The 2,214-nt window shown below is 74.6% G+C and carries 1 protein-coding gene and 2 pseudogenes; 2 read left to right on the forward strand and 1 reads right to left on the reverse strand.

The window, feature by feature from the left end; genetic code table 11:
• Positions 1-34 precede the first annotated feature (34 nt).
• A complete protein-coding gene (locus VN520_RS34280; protein WP_325750852.1) occupies positions 35-796 on the forward strand; it encodes a polysaccharide deacetylase family protein in 762 nt (253 codons plus the stop codon).
• A 108-nt stretch (positions 797-904) separates the two neighbouring features.
• Positions 905-2,034: pseudogene (locus VN520_RS34285) on the forward strand (DUF5925 domain-containing protein).
• Between the two features lie 19 nt (positions 2,035-2,053).
• Here VN520_RS34285 and VN520_RS34290 read toward each other — a convergent pair.
• Positions 2,054-2,214, reverse strand: a pseudogene (locus VN520_RS34290) (GntR family transcriptional regulator); the annotation flags it as partial.

Consider the following 2,214-nt stretch of genomic DNA (forward strand, 5'->3'; position numbering starts at 1 on the left):
CGCGGTGGACGGGGGCGGTGCCGTGCCGATCCTGATGTACCACGCCGTGGGCCGCCGTCCGGCCGGCAGCGTGTACGGCCTCTCCGTCTCGCCCGGCGCGTTCCGTACGCAGATGGAGATCCTGGTCCGGCGCGGCTTCACCCCGCTCACCACGGCCGCGCTGGGCGAGAGCTGGCGCACGGGGCGGCCGTTGCCGCCCCGGCCGGTGCTGATCACGTTCGACGACGGCTACGAGGGGGTGCACCGGCATGCCCTGCCGGTGCTCGCCGAGCACGGGTTCACGGCCACCGTCTTCGTCACCACCGGCTGGCTGCGCGGGGCGTACGACGAGGGCGGCGCCCTGGACACCATGCTCGACTGGAGCCAGGTGCGCGAACTCGCCGCCACGGGCGTGGAGATAGGCGGCCACAGCCACACCCACCCGCAGCTGGACCAGCTCGACGACCGGCTGCTGCGGGCCGAGACCGTGCGCTGCCGGGAGATCGTCCACGCTGAACTCGGTTCTCCTCCGGTGTCCTTCGCCTACCCCTACGGCTACTCCACCCGCCGGGTGCGGCAGTCGGTGCGGGCGGCGGGCTTCGCCCAGTCCCTCGCCGTGGGCAACGCTCTGGCGCGCCGCCGCCAGGGGCCGTACGCCCTGGAGCGGGTGACCGTCCGCCGCGGCACCGGCGCCGCCGAGTTCGCGCGGCTGGTCGAGGGCAGGGCAGTCACCCGGACGTTCGCGGTGGACCGGGCGCTCACCAAGGGGTTCGCCGTCGTGCGCGGCGTACGGCGGGTGCACCGCGGGTTCGGCTGATCCTGACCGGCCCGCCGCACCGGGCTGGTCCCGGGGCCGGGCGGGCGTCTGAGCGTCCGCGCGGCCGGCTCCCCGGCCGCGCCGTCCGGGGCAGCTGCTGAAACCTGGGTGCGTGCGGTGCCGCCGTGCCGGATCATGGCCGCATGCCTGCCACCCCCGAGTCCGCCCTGCCGATCCGGCTCAATGTCGACGACGGCGATTCGCCGTCCGACGTCGTGGACGCGCTGTTCCTGGGCCGCTTCGCGACGGGCGAGCAGCCGTACTCGCACAGTTCCTCCCTCGACCGGGTCAGGACGGGGGCGTCCCTGCTGCCCCCGGCGGCCAGGGTGCTGAGGGCCGCCCGGGACGACGACCGCAGCGCGACCCTCGCCGAGGGCGAGGGCTGGACTCTGCTGATCTCGCGGTGGAACCGGAGCGCCGACGTCACGGTCACCGCCACCACGGCCGAGCTGGCCCGGAAGGTCCTGTCCGAGGCGACCGACGGGGCCCGGGACGAGCCCGAGCCGCAGCCGGAGAACGTGGCCATGGGCTTCTGGTACGTCTCCCCGCGCCGCGGCCCGCACCGCACCACCCGGCAGATCTCCGCAGGCACCTGGGACGAGGTCCGGCCCAACTACACGGCCCCGGTGGCCGATGCGATGGACCGGCTGATGAAGGTGACCCCCGACGACATCTCCGGCCGGCTGCTCCTGCTGCACGGCCCGCCGGGCACCGGCAAGACGTCCGCGCTGCGCACCCTCGCGCGGGCCTGGAGCGACTGGTGCCAGGTCGACTGCGTACTGGATCCGGAGCGGCTCTTCAACGATGTCGGCTATCTGATGGACATCGCCATCGGTGAGGACGACGGTTCGGCGGAAGGGCGGTGGCGGCTGCTGCTCCTGGAGGACTGCGACGAGCTGATCCGCGGTGAGGCGAAGCACACGGCCGGCCAGGCGCTGTCCCGGCTCCTCAATCTGACGGACGGTCTGCTGGGCCAGGGCCGCAATGTGCTGGTGGGGGTGACGACCAACGAGGATCTGGAGCGGCTGCACCCGGCGGTCGTCAGACCCGGCCGCTGTCTGGCCCGTATCGAGGTGGGTTCGCTGACCCGCGCCGAGTCGGTTTCCTGGCTGGGCACGGAGGAAGGGCTGGGCCGGGAGGGCGCGACGCTCGCCGAGCTGTACGCCCTGCGGCGCGGTGGCGGCCCCGCGTCCGTGCCGCGGCAGGACGCGGGGGCGGACGCGGGGCTCTACCTCTGAGCAGCGGCGCTCACGTCCGCTACCGCGCGTAGACGGCCCGTACGGCGTCCTCGGCCAGGGACAGCGCGTCGGCCCGGGACAGACCGAGACGGCGGGCCTGCTCGGCGTACTCCTGGGCCGCCGTCGCCGCGTGGCGGGCCGCCGCGTCGCCCGCGGCGGCGACGAACGTCCCGTTGCGGC

Origin of the sequence: Streptomyces sp. (genome assembly GCF_035563135.1) — a bacterium.
Classification (GTDB): domain Bacteria; phylum Actinomycetota; class Actinomycetes; order Streptomycetales; family Streptomycetaceae; genus Streptomyces.